At 61.8% G+C, this 14,644-nt stretch carries 18 protein-coding genes; 15 read left to right on the forward strand and 3 right to left on the reverse strand.

All coding sequences use genetic code 11. The features are described from left to right. The first annotated feature begins 135 nt into the window (after positions 1–135). The gene (gene thyA / locus M8997_RS02350; RefSeq protein ID WP_250013290.1) at positions 136–1,032 is read left to right on the forward strand and encodes a thymidylate synthase; all 897 of its coding nucleotides are present in this window, start codon (positions 136–138) and stop codon (positions 1,030–1,032) included. A 6-nt stretch (positions 1,033–1,038) separates the two neighbouring features. Here the strand turns inward: thyA and xth are convergent, their stop codons facing one another. Together xth and M8997_RS02360 are read right to left on the reverse strand one after the other, a co-directional pair. Then, entirely contained in the window at positions 1,039–1,818 is a 780-nt protein-coding gene (gene xth, locus M8997_RS02355; protein ID WP_250013291.1) for an exodeoxyribonuclease III, read from the reverse strand. 54 nt (positions 1,819–1,872) lie between these two features. Next, on the reverse strand, positions 1,873–2,124 hold the full coding sequence (locus M8997_RS02360; protein ID WP_250013293.1) for a GlsB/YeaQ/YmgE family stress response membrane protein: 252 nt from the start codon (positions 2,122–2,124) through the stop codon (positions 1,873–1,875). Positions 2,125–2,298: 174 nt separating this feature from the next. Between M8997_RS02360 and M8997_RS02365 the strand changes: the two genes are divergently transcribed. The 7 genes from M8997_RS02365 to M8997_RS02395 all read left to right on the forward strand — a co-directional run bounded on the left by M8997_RS02365 (position 2,299) and on the right by M8997_RS02395 (position 7,807). Further along, positions 2,299–2,604: a nitrile hydratase subunit alpha gene (locus M8997_RS02365; RefSeq protein ID WP_250013295.1), complete on the forward strand. Its 306-nt coding sequence runs from the start codon at positions 2,299–2,301 to the stop codon at positions 2,602–2,604. Positions 2,605–2,674: 70 nt separating this feature from the next. Beyond that, a complete protein-coding gene (locus M8997_RS02370; protein ID WP_250013296.1) occupies positions 2,675–3,019 on the forward strand; it encodes a hypothetical protein in 345 nt (114 codons plus the stop codon). Positions 3,020–3,200: 181 nt separating this feature from the next. Further along, the gene (locus M8997_RS02375; protein WP_250013297.1) at positions 3,201–3,704 is read left to right on the forward strand and encodes a dihydrofolate reductase; all 504 of its coding nucleotides are present in this window, start codon (positions 3,201–3,203) and stop codon (positions 3,702–3,704) included. Positions 3,705–3,896: 192 nt separating this feature from the next. Continuing rightward, the gene (hflK, locus tag M8997_RS02380; protein ID WP_250013298.1) at positions 3,897–5,000 is read left to right on the forward strand and encodes an FtsH protease activity modulator HflK; all 1,104 of its coding nucleotides are present in this window, start codon (positions 3,897–3,899) and stop codon (positions 4,998–5,000) included. Then, entirely contained in the window at positions 5,000–5,941 is a 942-nt protein-coding gene (hflC, locus tag M8997_RS02385; protein ID WP_250013299.1) for a protease modulator HflC, read from the forward strand. Before hflK ends, hflC begins: the two co-directional genes overlap by 1 nt. Positions 5,942–5,953: 12 nt before the next feature. Further along, positions 5,954–6,139: a DUF2065 family protein gene (locus tag M8997_RS02390; RefSeq protein ID WP_250013300.1), complete on the forward strand. Its 186-nt coding sequence runs from the start codon at positions 5,954–5,956 to the stop codon at positions 6,137–6,139. A 129-nt stretch (positions 6,140–6,268) separates the two neighbouring features. Next, positions 6,269–7,807, forward strand: a complete 1,539-nt coding sequence (locus M8997_RS02395; protein WP_371929476.1) for a DegQ family serine endoprotease — start codon at positions 6,269–6,271, stop codon at positions 7,805–7,807. 22 nt (positions 7,808–7,829) lie between these two features. On the opposite strand, the gene serB is transcribed toward M8997_RS02395, so the two are convergent. Further along, positions 7,830–8,717 carry a phosphoserine phosphatase SerB gene (gene serB / locus M8997_RS02400; RefSeq protein WP_250013301.1) on the reverse strand — a complete coding sequence of 296 codons (888 nt, stop codon included), beginning with the start codon at positions 8,715–8,717 and terminating at the stop codon, positions 7,830–7,832. Between serB and miaA the strand changes: the two genes are divergently transcribed. The 7 genes from miaA (at position 8,707) to M8997_RS02435 (ending at position 14,644) form a co-directional block, all read left to right on the forward strand. After that, positions 8,707–9,627, forward strand: coding sequence for a tRNA (adenosine(37)-N6)-dimethylallyltransferase MiaA (miaA, locus tag M8997_RS02405; protein WP_250013303.1), 921 nt, complete (start codon positions 8,707–8,709; stop codon positions 9,625–9,627). The two genes, serB and miaA, sit on opposite strands and share 11 nt — an antisense overlap. Before the next feature lie 263 nt (positions 9,628–9,890). Continuing rightward, positions 9,891–11,693, forward strand: a complete 1,803-nt coding sequence (locus M8997_RS02410) for an acetolactate synthase 3 large subunit (RefSeq protein WP_256473139.1) — start codon at positions 9,891–9,893, stop codon at positions 11,691–11,693. 14 nt (positions 11,694–11,707) lie between these two features. After that, positions 11,708–12,280 carry an acetolactate synthase small subunit gene (gene ilvN / locus M8997_RS02415; protein WP_250013305.1) on the forward strand — a complete coding sequence of 191 codons (573 nt, stop codon included), beginning with the start codon at positions 11,708–11,710 and terminating at the stop codon, positions 12,278–12,280. Between the two features lie 118 nt (positions 12,281–12,398). Next, positions 12,399–12,992, forward strand: a complete 594-nt coding sequence (locus tag M8997_RS02420) for a LysE family translocator (protein ID WP_250013307.1) — start codon at positions 12,399–12,401, stop codon at positions 12,990–12,992. A 38-nt stretch (positions 12,993–13,030) separates the two neighbouring features. Beyond that, positions 13,031–13,648, forward strand: coding sequence for a nitrile hydratase subunit alpha (gene nthA / locus M8997_RS02425; protein WP_250013309.1), 618 nt, complete (start codon positions 13,031–13,033; stop codon positions 13,646–13,648). Beyond that, positions 13,645–14,304, forward strand: coding sequence for a nitrile hydratase subunit beta (gene nthB / locus M8997_RS02430; protein ID WP_250013312.1), 660 nt, complete (start codon positions 13,645–13,647; stop codon positions 14,302–14,304). The genes nthA and nthB overlap by 4 nt, the downstream gene beginning before the upstream one ends. After that, positions 14,291–14,644, forward strand: coding sequence for a nitrile hydratase accessory protein (locus M8997_RS02435; protein ID WP_256473140.1), 354 nt, complete (start codon positions 14,291–14,293; stop codon positions 14,642–14,644). Before nthB ends, M8997_RS02435 begins: the two co-directional genes overlap by 14 nt.

Genomic DNA, 14,644 nt, shown 5'->3' on the forward strand with positions numbered 1-14,644 from the left:
GCCGTTCCGCGATGGTGCAGACGATTTCTGTGGCCTAGACTGTGCTGGAGATTCGTTTGACTTGTGCCCAGCGCGCCCGGCGGTCTAACACCGCCTTGTCAGTGCGTCAGCGCCAACTCCAGTGAGAGCCGAACCATGTATCATGCCGAATCGCAATATCTGGATCTCATGTCCTTCATCCTCGAGAAGGGGGACAAGCGCATGGACCGCACGGGCGTCGGCACGCTTTCCACATTCGGCGCGCTGATGCGGTTCGACCTTTCGGATGGCAGCGCACCGATCCTCACCACCAAGAAGGTTTACTGGAAGCTGGCGGTGAAGGAGATGCTCTGGTTCCTAACGGGCGGCACCAATATCCAGGCTCTGCTGAAGGAGAATGTCCGGATCTGGAGCGACTGGCCGCTGGCCGCCTATCGAAAGGCCACCAATAGCGACATTTCCCAGGCGGAATTCGAGAAGCGCATTGTCGAAGACGACCAGTTCGCCGCTGAATGGGGCGAGCTCGGGCCGGTCTACGGCAAGCAATGGCGGCGCTGGCGCGGTGCCGACGGCAAGGATTACGACCAGATCGCAACCCTGATCGAGACTCTTCGCAACAATCCGTCCAGCCGAAGGATGTTGTTCCACGCCTGGAACGTGCCTGAACTTTCGGATATGGCGCTGCCGCCCTGCCACATGGTCTACCAGTTCCACGTTTCGCATGGCGATCGCCTCAATCTCCTGATGTTCCAGCGCAGCTGCGACCTTCTGCTGGGCGCGCCGTTCAACCTCGCCGGCGCGGCCGCCTTGCAGCACATGATAGCGCAGCAGGCGGGGCTGAACCTTGGCGAGCTGGTCTGGGTGGGTGGCGACGTTCATCTTTATCTCAATCATATCGATCAGGCGCGCGAGCAGCTGTCGCGCACGCCACGGCCATTTCCGAAGATGCGCCTCAAGCGCCAGGCAGCGTCGATCGACGATTACAGGATCGATGATTTTGAAGTCGTCGACTACGATCCGCACCCCGCCATCGCCGCCGAGGTCGCAGTCTAGGCGCGGTCAGGCCTCGACATCCACCTCTATCCAGACCGGAGCGTGGTCGCTGCTCTTGGGCCAGCCGCGCACGTGCCGATCGACATTTCCCGCCCGCAGGGATCTGGCGAGCGTCGGATTGAGCAGGAAGTGGTCCAGCCGCAGCCCGGCATTGCGTCCCCACGCGTTGCGGAAATAGTCCCAGAAGGTAAATATCTGCTCCTGCGGATGCAGCGTGCGTATGGCGTCGGTCCAGCCGCTGTCGACAAGCGCCTTGAACAGGGATCGCACTTCCGGCCGGAACAGGGCGTCGCCTTCCCAGCGTTCGGGCTTGTAGACGTCGAGCGCCGTGGGCATGACATTATAATCGCCGACCAGCGCGACGGGAGCCTCTATGGAAGAGAGCTCGCCGGCATGGGCAAGCAACCGGTTGAACCAGGCCAGCTTGTAATCGAATTTCGGACCCGGAGCCGGATTGCCGTTCGGCAGATAGATATTGCCGATCAGCACACCGCCGACCGCAGCTTCGATATAGCGGCTTTGCACGTCTTCCGGATCGCCGGGCAGGCCGCGCCGCGTTTCGACCGGCTCGGCGTCACGGGCGAGAATTGCAACGCCGTTCCAGCTCTTCTGGCCATGCCAGATTGCGCCATACCCAGCCTTTTCAATGGCTTGCAAGGGAAAGTTGTCTTGCTGTGCCTTGAGTTCCTGCAGACACACGACGTCGGGCGCTGCTTCCTCAAGCCATTTCAGCAGGACCGGGAGGCGTCCATTGATGCCATTGATGTTGAAAGTGGCAATTTTCATCATGCGCCGCCCGGCTTCGTCATCGGCGCGAGGCGGCGCATGTTTCGCATTCCGCTAGCGCCGGATCATTCGGCCTGCCGCGATGAGGATACACGCTCCGATGAAACCGGCGACGAGATAGCCGAGCCAGCCCGAGAGCGCCACGCCGACGAAGGACAAGAGGGCATTGGCTATGATCGCGCCGACTATGCCGAGGATGATGTTCATGATGATGCCCATATTGCTCTTCATGAACATTTCCGCGAGCCATCCCGCGATGCCGCCGATGATGATTGCCGCGAACCAGCCGACTTGTGCATCTTCCATTTGAATTCTCCTGCGCTGAAAAGATTGAGCGCGAGCGCGCCCCGCTGTCTAAACGCAGAACTGCCGTTCTGGTTCATTCGCCAGTATTGGGCAAGGCCCCGTTTTTCGCAAGGAAGGAACCAATACCGTCCCGGAGCCTTTCTGTTCCAGCGCGGTTTTAGCCTGGAGGATAGGATGGACACCGGAAATCTGCAGATGCAGGGCCTTTGCCTCGCCCTGGCATCGCTCAATGAACTTCTCGTCGAAAAAGGTCTCGTGAGCCAGTCGGAAGTGGATAGGGCCCTCGCCAGGGCGGAGGCGGGCGCGACCGGCGACGATCGCTTCGCCGAACTCCTCGCGCCGCAGCAGCGTGATGCGGTGTGCTTCCCCATACGATTTCTGCGCCTCGCCAATGAAGGCGGCGCCGACCTGGAATTGTCGTTCAGCGGATTGGCGAAGCGCGTCGGCATGACCAAGGCGCAGTATAATGACCAGCGATAGTTGAACGGCGACGGAACATATCCGGCCTGCGCGCAGTTTAGGTCCGTAATGTTCAGCGACGAGGTTTGCCATGAAAATCGTGAAGGTGGAGGTCATACGGGGCGGCTTGCCCGCCTATGTGGACACGGTCGAGTTCCTCGCAGAGGACGGCACGCGCATCCAGGTGAAACTGAAGCGTGCCGACGAAGCCGAGCCAAACCATGACGAACTCGTGCGCCGGGCCGTGGGCCTCATCCGCGAAGTGTCGGATGAATCGCTCAGCCAGGTCACCCAGCTTTCCCGCCGCACCGCCGGCCGTTCGGAAGATGCCGAAACGCTGGAGGAGCAGTTGCAGGAAGGACTGGAAGACACGTTCCCCGGGAGCGATCCCGTATCGGTGGCATCGACTGCAATTCCTGGCCAGCCTAAGGAATGAATTTTGGGCGGCGGCGGAGAAGTCGCTCGATCGCCCTGCGATGGCGGCCTGATCCTATAAGTACGGACGGCTGGATGACGCGCCTTGGGGCGCGTTATTTTTTTGTCCTTCCGTGCTTGTTGGCAGGTTTCATATTGCCTACAACTCCGCCTTCGAGATCAATCGAACCAGGCAGGCAGAAATGATCAGTTTCGTAGTTGCGATCGCGCAGAACGGCGTTATTGGACGAGAGAACGATCTGCCCTGGCGCCTCTCCACGGACCTGAAGCGCTTCAAGGCCACGACGATGGGCAAGCCCATCATCATGGGGCGCAAAACGTGGGAATCGCTGGGACGGCCCTTGCCGGGACGGACGAATATCGTCGTGACGCGCGATACCGGCTTCGCGGTCGAGGGCGTTATCGCGGTGCGGTCGATCGACGAGGCGTTGCTGGTCGCCGGCAGCCATGCCGCGGCAGACAGGGTCAACGAGATCTGCATCATCGGCGGCGGGGAAATCTTCAGGCAGGCCCTGAACAGGGCCGATCGGCTGCATGTGACCTGGGTTCTCGCCGATATTGAAGGCGACGTGCATTTCCCGCCCATCGATCCGGCCGTCTGGGAAGAAAAATCGAGCGAGGAGTTCCCCTCGGGCGAGAAGGACAGCCATCCTACGCGCCACGTGGTCTATGACCGGCGTCGGTAAGGGATCGCGCACCGTCGACATTGATATGATAATATCGTGATAGAGCCTGATAATCGTTTGTTTTTTCAGTAAAACCTTTCGAAATGCCAAGGCGCGCGTTGAAAGCGCGTCCTGCGATCCCTATAAACGGGTGATCGGACCAGCGAGGGGAGGCCACGGGGTGGCGCTTTTCGTTCAAATTAAGAGGTAGGAATGCCCTGGAGTAATCAGAACGGTGGCGGCGGCCCATGGGGTGGCGGCGGAAACAATAATGGTGGAGGCGGTGGCCCGTGGGGCCAGAAACCCCAGGGCGGCGGCGGAGGCAAGACGCCTCCCGATCTCGAAGATATTTTCAGGCGCGGCCAGGACCGTCTGCGCCAGGCCATTCCCGGCGGCACCGGCGGAAGCCCGGCAATATGGATCGTCGGCGTCCTCGCGCTGGTCGCCTTCTGGATCTTCCAGTCCGTCTATACCGTGCAGCCGGACGAGCGCGCGGTGGAGCTTCGCTTCGGCAAGCCGAAGCCTGATATCGCCGAGCCCGGATTGCATTTCCATCTCTGGCCCATCGAGACCTATGAAAAGGTCGAAATCGTCGAGAAGCAGAAGAATATCGGCGGCCAGGGAACAAGGGGCGCGAAAGAGGGCCTGATGCTGTCGGGCGACCAGAATATCGTCGACGTGCAGTTCTCGGTGCTTTATCGCATTTCCGATCCCGTTTCCTATCTATTCCACGTGGAAAATCCGGAAAACCTCGTCCAGCAGGTATCCGAAAGCGCCATGCGCGAGATCGTCGGACGCAGCCCTGCGCAGGATATTTTCCGCGACAACCGTGCCGGCATAGCCAATGACGTGCGGGCGATCATCCAGCGCACGCTGGACGAGTATCGCTCAGGCGTCGCGATCAACGCCGTTTCCATCGAGGATGCCGCGCCGCCGCGCGAAGTGGCGGATGCCTTCGACGAAGTCCAGCGTGCCGAGCAGGACGAAGACAGGTTTGTCGAAGAGTCGAACCAGTATTCGAACCAGAAGCTGGGTGAAGCTCGCGGGCAGGGCGCGCAGATTCGCGAAGATGCCGCCGCCTACAAGAACCGTATCGTCCAGGAGGCGGCCGGTGAGGCCCAGCGCTTCACCTCGGTTTACGATGAATATGTCAAGGCACCGGACGTTACGCGCCAGCGCCTTTACCTTGAGACCATGGAGCGTGTGCTGAAGGATTCCACCAAGGTGATCGTCGATCAGAACGGGCAGGGCGTCGTTCCCTATCTGCCATTGCCCGAGCTGAGCAGGCAACAGAACTCCGCAAAGGGAGCACAGTGATGAACCAGAACCGTCTCCCTTTCATTGCAGGCATCGTCGTTCTTCTCGGCCTGCTCGTCTACGCCTCCGTTTTCGTGGTCAAGGCCGGCCAGCAGGCCATCGTCCTGCGTTTCGGTGAAATCGTCGATGTGAAAACCGACCCCGGCATCTATTTCAAACTGCCGTTCAGCTTCCTTGAAGCGGACAATGTCCAGTGGATCGAGGATCGCCTGCTCAGCTTCGAGCTCGACAATATCCGTGTCCAGGTTTCGGGCGGCAAGTTCTACGAGGTCGATGCCTTCCTCGTCTATCGCATCACCGATCCGCGCAAGTTCCGCCAGACCGTCTCCGGCGACATCACCCTTGCCGAGGCGCGGCTGCGCACACGCCTGGACGCATCGTTGCGCGGTGTATACGGCCTGCGCGGCTTCGAGGCGGCATTGTCAGACGAGCGCGCCGGCATGATGCGCGAAGTACGCGAACAGCTGCGTCCGGATTCGGAATCGCTCGGCCTTCAGATCACCGACGTTCGTATCCGGCGCACCGACCTGACGCAGGAAGTGTCGCAGCAGACCTTCGAGCGCATGAAGGCGGAGCGCCTGGCGGAAGCCGAGCGTCTCCGGGCGCGCGGACGTGAAGCGGCCCAGCGCATCAAGGCAATCGCCGACCGCCAGGTCGTCGAGATCGTGGCCGAGGCGCGCAAGGAATCCGAGATCATCCGCGGCCAGGGTGAAGGCGAGCGCAACCGCATCTTCGCCGAAGTCTTCTCGAAGGACCCCGACTTCTTCACGTTCTACCGTTCCATGTCGGCCTATAGCGCCGCCCTGGAGAATTCCGGTACGACGATGGTATTGTCGCCGAACTCGGAATTCTTCCGCTACTTCCAGGGCGCGGCCGGGGCCGTTCCGCCGGCAGCCGGTGCCGCACCGGCGCGTCCCGCCGCTCCTGCTCCTGCTCAGTAAGGGGCGGGAGACATGACGGATTTTCTGGACGCCGTAGGGCTGTTCCTCGTTTTCGAGGGACTGCTCTACGGATGCTTCCCCATCATGGCGAAGCGGGTGGCGAGAGATGTCAGCGAGCAGCCCGACACGTTCCTGCGGATGGCGGGCGTGGCCTCGATCGCGATCGGCGTCGCGGTCGTCTGGTTTGCCAGGGGCTAGCCCGCCGACAGGTCCCGTTCGGTCGCGGGCCGATCAAATCACCGTGGGGAGATAGCCACGCGGCCATATTTTCGACTATTCTTGCCGGTCTGTTGTGACCGGTCATCCCTATCTGAAAAGGCCCGAGGCATGGTTTCCGATAAAGTCGTCCGCTCTCTCTCTGCTTCCGTGGCGCTTCTCGTGCTGGTGACTGCCGCGGGCAGTCCCTTCACCGTGACGCAGGCGATGGCCCAGAACGAGGCTCCGGCAGTTCCGAACAGTGCGCAGCCGCGCGCCCAGGGGCCGGCCTCGGTCGCGGACCTCGCCGATGGGCTGCTCGGCGCCGTGGTCAATATATCGACATCGCAGCGGGTCAAGGGTCCCGATGGCGAATCCGGGCCCATTCCGATGCCGAAAGTGCCCGACGGATCGCCATTCCAGGAGTTTTTCGACGAATATTTCGGCAAGCAGCGGCCCGGCCAGAACAATCCTTCGCGCGAGGTGCAGTCGCTGGGCTCCGGTTTCGTGATCGACGCGGCGCAGGGGATCATCGTCACCAATAATCACGTCATCGCCGATGCAGACGAGATCGAAGTGAATTTCAGCGATGGCATGAAGCTCCCGGCCGAGCTCGTCGGCAAGGACACCAAGACCGATCTTGCGGTTCTGAAGGTCGATCCATCCAAGCGGAAGCTGGTCGCGGTCCAGTTCGGCGATTCGTCGAAGACCCGCATCGGCGACTGGGTCATGGCGATCGGCAATCCGTTCGGCTTCGGCGGCACGGTGACGGTGGGCATCGTTTCCGCCCGCAACCGCGACATCAATTCCGGCCCCTACGACAATTTCATCCAGACGGATGCCGCGATCAATCGCGGCAATTCCGGCGGGCCCCTGTTCGACATGTATGGCCAGGTCATCGGCATCAATACGGCGATCATCTCTCCGACCGGCGGGTCCATCGGCATCGGCTTCGCCATCCCGGCGGAACTCGCTTCCGGCGTCATCGCGCAATTGCGTGAATTCGGAGAGACCCGCCGAGGCTGGCTCGGCGTTCGCATTCAACCCGTCACCGACGATATTGCCGAAAGCCTCGGTATGACCTCCAGCAAGGGCGCGCTCGTTGCCGGTGTCATCGAAGGCGGCCCGATTGCAGGCGGCGAGATCCAGGCCGGCGATATCATCATCCGTTTCGACGGCAAGGAAGTGGGCACCGTGAAGGACCTGCCGCGCGTCGTCGCCGAGAGCCCCGTCGGCAAGGAAGTGGACGTCGTCATCGTCCGCAAGGGCAAGGAGCAGACGGTGAAGGTCAAGCTCGGCCGGCTGGAGGACAGCGAGCAACAGGCGGCCAAGCAGGATCAGACCGACGAGGGCGAGGACAGCACGCTTCAGGGCGTCGATGTACTCGGCATGACGCTCGGAGCGCTGGACGACGAGACGCGCAAGAAGTTCGGCATCGCCAAGGAAGTCCAGGGCGTGGTGATCACCGAAGTGCAGAACGATTCGGTCGCGGGCAACAAGCGCGTCCAGGCCGGCGATGTCATCGTCGACATTGCACAGGAAGCGGTTTCGACGCCGGAAGACGTGGCGGCACGCATCGAGAAACTCAGGGATGAGGGCCGCAAGAACGCCTTGCTCATGCTCGCGTCCAAGAGCGGAGAACTGCGCTTCGTCACCCTGCAGATCGATTGATCTTCAGCAGCGTCCGGGCGCGTCAGACGACGAAATCGGTCTTTCTATAGCCTTGCAGGTAGAGAAGGGCGGTCAGATCGCCATGGTCGATGCGGATTTTCGCCTGCGCGGCGACGATCGGCTTCGCATGCAGGGCGACGCCTGTGCCAGCAAGCTGGATCATGCCGAGATCGTTGGCGCCGTCGCCGACTGCCAGCGCATCCTGGGTGGAGAGGCTGAAACGCTCGCAGATGGAGCGCAGGGCGGCCACTTTCGCATCGCGCCCGAGTATCGGTTCGGCGACCTCGCCGCTCAGCGTCTCGCCATTGTCGACAAGGACATTGGCGCTGTTCTCGTGAAAGCCGATCATTTCGCCGATCCGCCGCGTGAAGACGGTAAAGCCGCCCGAGACGAGCGCGGTATAGGCGCCGTGCTTCTTCATGGTGCGCACCAGTTCCGGCGCGCCCGGCATCAATGTGATGCGGCTGGCGATAACCCTGTCGATGACCGAATAGGGCAGCCCCTTCAGCAGCGCGACGCGCTCCCGCAAGGCCGGTTCGAAATCGATCTCCCCGTTCATCGCGCGGGCGGTGATCGCCGCGACCTGGTCGTAGACGCCGGCCTCCTGCGCAAGCTCGTCGATACATTCCTGCTGGATCACGGTCGAATCCATGTCCGCGATCAGCACCTTCTTGCGCCGCGCATCCTGTTCCTGCACGACGATATCCACCGGCTCGCCATCGATGGCGTTCGCAAGCTCGGCGCGCACCGCGGCAAGATCCGCGCCCTCCCTGATGGTCAGATCGCAGGCCACGCCGTCCGCCAGCCAGTAAAGACCGGTTGCATTGATGGCGGCAGAAGCTTTAATCCCGAGGGAAGTCGTAAGGACGGGCCTTGCGGGATTGGCTATGAGAGTGGCCATGAATGGCATGAGCGATTTCCAGTCGGGTGATGGTGTGGGTAGACAACGAGTAGTGCTGATAGCCGGACCGACCGCAAGCGGCAAGTCGGCACTTGCGCTGGAGATCGCGAAGGAGCGGCAGGCGGTCATCGTCAATGCCGATTCGATGCAGGTCTATGACGTTCTCGACGTCCTCACCGCGCGGCCGGATGCCAGCGAACAGGCGGTCGTCCCGCATTATCTCTATGGCCATGTCGACCCGTCGGTCGCCTATTCCACCGGCCTTTGGCTGGACGATGTGAAGAGGCTGCTGCAGCAACCGCCGCTCCGCGAGCGTCCGCTGGTGTTCGTCGGCGGTACCGGCCTCTATTTCCGCGCCCTTCTCGGCGGCCTTTCGGACATGCCGGAGATTCCCGCCGATATACGCGCCTATTGGCGACAGCAGCAGGTCGAACAGGGGGCCGAGGCGCTGCATGCGGTGCTCGCCGCCAGGGACCCGCTGGCCGCCGCAACGTTGCGCCCCACCGACAGTCAGCGCGTCGTGCGGGCGCTTGAAGTATTCGAGGCATCGAATCGCTCCATCCTCGAGTGGCAGGAGCAGAAGGGCGAAGCGCTGATCGAGGGCGAGTTCGCGGAGAAGATGGTCATCGAGCCCGACCGGCAATGGCTGAACGACCGCATAGCGCAGCGCTTCGCCAGGATGATCGATCTCGGGGCCCTCGACGAGGTTCGCGCGCTGTTGTCGATGCGGCTCGCGGGCGACCTCCCGGCCACGCGGGCGATCGGCGTCCGTGAACTTGCGGAAGTGCTGGCGGGGACAATGGAAATCGATCGGGCGATCGAACGCGCGATCATCGCGACACGGCAATATGCCAAGCGCCAGATGACGTGGTTTCGCAACCAGCTCGATAGTAGCTGGCAGCGCATTGCGCGCCCCTGACCGGATCGATTCAATCGATCCTTTTGCAAATGAGGTCATTTTTGCCGTTGACGGACGGAAAAGGCTTAATTATCGTCCGCCACCATGAAAACTATTCTTATCGTCGTGGGATCGCGCATGGGCAGGGTGTTGTAAACACCCGGCGAAAGCTCCCATGCGCGAAACACAGGCTCCTTCGGGGGCCTTTTTTATTTCCATCATCTCAGCTAAACGAAAGCACCTTCTGAAAGGCCGCGCGCCACAGAATAGACGGGAAGAGACCAATGACCGCAGATAGACAGGACAACAGCCAGCCATCGCAACGACGCGAAATGACCGGGGCCGAAATGGTGGTCCAGGCGCTGATCGACCAGGGCGTAACAGATATTTTCGGCTATCCCGGCGGTGCTGTGCTTCCGATCTATGACGAACTCTTCCAGCAGGACAAGATCCAGCACGTGCTGGTGCGGCACGAACAGGGCGCCGGACACGCCGCCGAAGGCTATGCGCGCTCCACGGGCAAGGTCGGCGTCATGCTCGTCACCTCCGGTCCCGGCGCCACCAATGCGGTGACGCCATTGCAGGACGCATTGATGGATTCCATTCCGCTCGTCTGTATCAGCGGCCAGGTGCCGACGACGCTGATCGGCTCCGACGCCTTCCAGGAATGCGATACGATCGGGATCACCCGGCCCTGCACCAAGCACAATTGGCTCGTCAAGGACGTGAACGATCTCGCCCGCGTCCTGCATGAAGCGTTCCATATCGCCCGCACCGGGCGCCCGGGACCGGTCCTCGTCGATATTCCGAAAGATGTCCAGTTCGCGACCGGCACCTATACGCCGCCCGAGACCAGCCCGCGCACCAGCTACCGGCCGAAAATGCAGGGCGACCTCGAAGCGATCAAGCAGGCCGTGGCGCTGATGCTCTCGGCCAAGCGTCCGGTCATCTATTCCGGCGGCGGTGTCGTCAATTCCGGCAACGAGGCCAGCAAATTGCTGCGGGAACTCGTCCAGCTGACCAATTTCCCGATCACCTCCACCTTGATGGGGCTCGGCGCCTATCCGGCTTCCGGCAAGAACTGGCTCGGCATGCTGGGAATGCACGGCACCTACGAGGCCAACATGACCATGCATGATTGCGACGTCATGGTGAATATCGGCGCCCGTTTCGATGACCGCATCACCGGGCGGCTGAGCGGCTTCTCGCCGAACTCGAAGAAGATCCACATCGATATCGACCCGTCCTCGATCAACAAGGCGGTTCGCGTCGATATCCCGGTCATCGGCGATGTCGCTCTCGTGCTGGAGGACATGATCCGCCTGCTGCGTGCCTCGTCGCAGAAACCGGACGAAAAGGCGATCGATGCCTGGTGGACGCAGATCGACAAATGGCGGGGCCGGCGTTCGCTGTCCTATACGCGCAACAAGGACGTCATCATGCCGCAATATGCGCTTGAGCGGCTCTATGCGCTGACCAAGGACCGCGACACCTATATCACCACCGAAGTCGGGCAGCACCAGATGTGGGCGGCGCAGTTCTACGGGTTCGAGAAGCCGAACCGCTGGATGACGTCGGGCGGCCTTGGAACGATGGGCTATGGCCTGCCTGCGGCGCTCGGCGTGCAGATCGCCCATCCGGAATCGCTGGTCATCGACATTGCCGGCGACGCTTCCGTCCAGATGACGATGCAGGAGATGAGCGCCGCCGTTCAGTATGAAGCGCCGATCAAGATCTTCATCCTGAACAATCAATATATGGGCATGGTGAGGCAGTGGCAGCAATTGCTGCACGGCAACCGCCTGTCGCACTCCTACACCGAGGCGCTGCCGGATTTCGTCAAGCTGGCGGAAGCCTATGGCGGGCACGGCATCCGTTGCGAAAAGCCGGACCAGCTCGACGACGCCATCCAGGAAATGATCGACGTGAAGAAGCCGGTGCTCTTCGACTGCCGCGTTGCCAATCTCGCCAATTGCTTCCCGATGATCCCCTCGGGCAAGGCACATAACGAGATGTTGCTGCCGGACGAGGCGACCGATGAAGCGGTTGCCAATGCAATCGATGCCAAGGGCAGACAGCTCGTTTAAGCCGGAGAGAAATGATGAACGCACAGAACCTAGCCTCCGGCTCCGCCTATTTCATTGCCAAGGAAACGGAACTACCCGTCACCACCGTCCTGTCGGTGCTGGTGGACAATGAACCCGGCGTGCTCGCACGCGTGATCGGCCTCTTTTCCGGGCGAGGCTACAATATCGAGAGCCTGACGGTTTCGGAGACGGAGCACGAGCAGCATCTGTCGCGGATCACGATCGTGACGCGCGGCACGCCGCATATACTCGACCAGATCCGCCACCAGCTGGAACGCATCGTTCCGGTCCACCGCGTGGTGGACCTGTCGATGCGGGCGGACGAACTCGGGCATGAACGGCCGATCCAGCGCGAGCTGGCGCTGGTCAAGGTCGCGGGGCGGGGAGAGCACCGCAACGAAGCCTTGCGGCTGGCCGACGCGTTCCATGCCAAGGTCGCCGACGCGACGACGGAGCACTTCATCTTCGAGATTACCGGCAAGAGCTCCAAGATCGACCAGTTCATCGCGATCATGAAACCGCTGGGACTGGTGGAAATCTGCCGGACCGGCGTCGCGGCGATGAATCGCGGCCCTGTCGGCATGTAAAGACAGATGCAATCTTGTCAGGGATTTCGATTGCATCCCTGACAAGTCGCCTGTTGAACGGCCATGGCGCCGGTTCCAGGCTATTGTCCAACCCTGAGCGTTACCAACGCGGTTCAAGATGTCTCTCGATATATTCATCACCCTGGTCGTCTACGCCTTCGTGGCGTCGATAACGCCGGGTCCCAACAATTTCATGCTGCTCACATCCGGCGCCAATTTCGGCTTCCGCAGAACGATCCCGCATATGCTCGGCATCGGCTCGGGCTTCTGCTTCCTCCTGCTCGGGGTCGGCTTCGGCCTTGGAGCCCTGCTGGAAACGGTGCCGCTGCTCTATACGGTGCTGAAATTCGCCGGCGGCGCCTATCTCGTCTATCTCGCCTGGCGGATTGCGACGTCCAGGTCTATGGACAATGTCGACGGGCGTTCGCAGCCGATCTCCTTCCTCGAGGCGGCGGCGTTCCAGTGGGTCAATCCCAAGGCATGGGTGATGGCGGTGACGGCGATGGCGACCTATACGTCGCCGCAATCCTATATCGCCACGGTTCTCATCGTCTGCCTCGTCTTCACGATCGTCAATGTGCCTTCCGTATCGAGCTGGGCAGCCTTCGGGCAGGTCATGCGCGGCTGGTTGGCCGATCCGGTCCGCCTCAGATGGTTCAACATCACCATGGGCGTTGCCCTCGTCGCCAGTCTCTGGCCGATGCTGAGGTAAGGCTTGCGACTTTGCCGAGAGCCTCATAGGATTTGGCCATGGCCCATCATCATGATCATGACCACGACAACGAACTCGACCCGATGACGGCGCGCGTACGCGCGCTGGAGACGATCCTGACGGAGAAGGGGCTCGTCGATCCCGCCGCCATCGATGCTATTGTCGATACCTACGAACACAAGGTCGGCCCGCGCAATGGTGCCCGCGTGGTCGCCAGGGCCTGGAGCGACCGGCAATATGCCGACTGGCTGAAGCAGGATGCGACGGCTGCGATCGCTTCCCTCGGCTTCACCGGACGGCAGGGCGAGCATATGCAGGCGGTGTTCAACACGCCCGAGACGCATAATCTCGTCGTCTGCACCCTGTGCTCCTGCTATCCGTGGTCGGTGCTGGGCCTGCCGCCCGTCTGGTACAAGTCGCCGCCCTATCGCTCGCGGGCGGTGATCGATCCGCGCGGCGTGCTGGCGGAGTTCAATGTCGTGCTGCCGCAATCCACCCGTATCCGCGTCTGGGATTCGACAGCGGAACTGCGCTATCTCGTCATTCCGATGCGTCCCGCCAATACGGAGGGATTGAGCGAGGAGGCGCTGGCCGATCTCGTCACGCGTGATTCCATGATCGGGGCGGGGCTGGCGCTGGCTCCGGGCGCAGCATGAACGGAGCACAGGACCTTGGCGGTGAAATGGGCTTCGGGCCCGTGGCGCCGGAGAAGGACGAGCCGCTGTTCCATGCGGAATGGGAGAAGCGCGCGCTCGGGCTGACACTGGCTGCCGGGGCCATGGGGCACTGGAATATCGATGAAAGCCGCCACGCGCGCGAAAGCCTGCATCCGGGGGACTATTACGCCTCCAGCTATTATGAAATCTGGATCAAGGCGCTGGAGATCCTGCTGAAACGCCATGGTTTCGTCTCCGATGAAGAATTGCGGTCCGGACGGGCGCTCTCCGCCGGTGCGCAGGCAAAGTCGAAGCTCCTTGCCGAAAATGTCCCGGCGGCTCTTGCCCGGGGCGGGCCGTGCGACCGGCCTGTCGATGGCCAGCCCCGTTTCAAGCCGGGCGACAGGGTTCGCACCATCAATTTCAATCCGCCTACCCACACACGCCTGCCGCGCTATGCGAGCGGCAGGGAAGGCGTGATCGAATCCGTGCATGCCGGCTATGTCTATCCGGACAGCAATGCCCATGGCCATGGCGAGAACCCGCAATTCGTCTACACGGTGGCGTTCGCAGGAAGCGAGCTATGGGGACGCTCGGCGGATGCGAGTTCCGTGGTCAGCATCGACGCGTGGGAGAGCTATCTTGAGCCTGCCTGATTTCGATCCCCGGGGACAAGGGGCGATCGACCCGCCCACGTTCCAGGAGCCGTGGCAGGCGCAGGCCTTCGCCATGGTCGTCGCGCTGCACGAGCGGGGACTGTTCAGCTGGGCCGATTGGGCCGAGGCGCTGTCGACGCGGCTGGCCCAGCCGGATTTCCGCCATGATGCCGGCAATTATTACGAATGCTGGCTGGACGCGCTGGAAACCCTGATGACGCGGAAGGGGATTGCGGACCCGGACCATATCGGGACATTGGCGGCGGCGTGGCAGCGCGCGGCGAAGGCAACGCCGCACGGAAAGCCGATCTTGCTCGAAAACGACCCTGACAGGAATTGA

It is taken from the genome of Phyllobacterium sp. 21LDTY02-6 (assembly GCF_023554255.2).
In the GTDB taxonomy this organism is placed as follows: Bacteria; Pseudomonadota; Alphaproteobacteria; order Rhizobiales; family Rhizobiaceae; genus Phyllobacterium.

Excerpts from the sequence above, each read along its gene's own strand:
- thyA (WP_250013290.1), top strand. The coding sequence starts at position 136 with ATGTATCATGCCGAATCGCAATATCTGGATCTCATGTCCTTCATCCTC.
- xth (WP_250013291.1), bottom strand. The coding sequence starts at position 1,818 with ATGAAAATTGCCACTTTCAACATCAATGGCATCAATGGACGCCTCCCG.
- M8997_RS02360 (WP_250013293.1), bottom strand. The coding sequence starts at position 2,124 with ATGGAAGATGCACAAGTCGGCTGGTTCGCGGCAATCATCATCGGCGGC.
- M8997_RS02365 (WP_250013295.1), top strand. The coding sequence starts at position 2,299 with ATGGACACCGGAAATCTGCAGATGCAGGGCCTTTGCCTCGCCCTGGCA.
- M8997_RS02370 (WP_250013296.1), top strand. The coding sequence starts at position 2,675 with ATGAAAATCGTGAAGGTGGAGGTCATACGGGGCGGCTTGCCCGCCTAT.
- M8997_RS02375 (WP_250013297.1), top strand. The coding sequence starts at position 3,201 with ATGATCAGTTTCGTAGTTGCGATCGCGCAGAACGGCGTTATTGGACGA.
- hflK (WP_250013298.1), top strand. The coding sequence starts at position 3,897 with ATGCCCTGGAGTAATCAGAACGGTGGCGGCGGCCCATGGGGTGGCGGC.
- hflC (WP_250013299.1), top strand. The coding sequence starts at position 5,000 with ATGAACCAGAACCGTCTCCCTTTCATTGCAGGCATCGTCGTTCTTCTC.
- M8997_RS02390 (WP_250013300.1), top strand. The coding sequence starts at position 5,954 with ATGACGGATTTTCTGGACGCCGTAGGGCTGTTCCTCGTTTTCGAGGGA.
- M8997_RS02395 (WP_371929476.1), top strand. The coding sequence starts at position 6,269 with ATGGTTTCCGATAAAGTCGTCCGCTCTCTCTCTGCTTCCGTGGCGCTT.
- miaA (WP_250013303.1), top strand. The coding sequence starts at position 8,707 with ATGAATGGCATGAGCGATTTCCAGTCGGGTGATGGTGTGGGTAGACAA.
- serB (WP_250013301.1), bottom strand. The coding sequence starts at position 8,717 with ATGCCATTCATGGCCACTCTCATAGCCAATCCCGCAAGGCCCGTCCTT.
- M8997_RS02410 (WP_256473139.1), top strand. The coding sequence starts at position 9,891 with ATGACCGCAGATAGACAGGACAACAGCCAGCCATCGCAACGACGCGAA.
- ilvN (WP_250013305.1), top strand. The coding sequence starts at position 11,708 with ATGAACGCACAGAACCTAGCCTCCGGCTCCGCCTATTTCATTGCCAAG.
- M8997_RS02420 (WP_250013307.1), top strand. The coding sequence starts at position 12,399 with ATGTCTCTCGATATATTCATCACCCTGGTCGTCTACGCCTTCGTGGCG.
- nthA (WP_250013309.1), top strand. The coding sequence starts at position 13,031 with ATGGCCCATCATCATGATCATGACCACGACAACGAACTCGACCCGATG.
- nthB (WP_250013312.1), top strand. The coding sequence starts at position 13,645 with ATGAACGGAGCACAGGACCTTGGCGGTGAAATGGGCTTCGGGCCCGTG.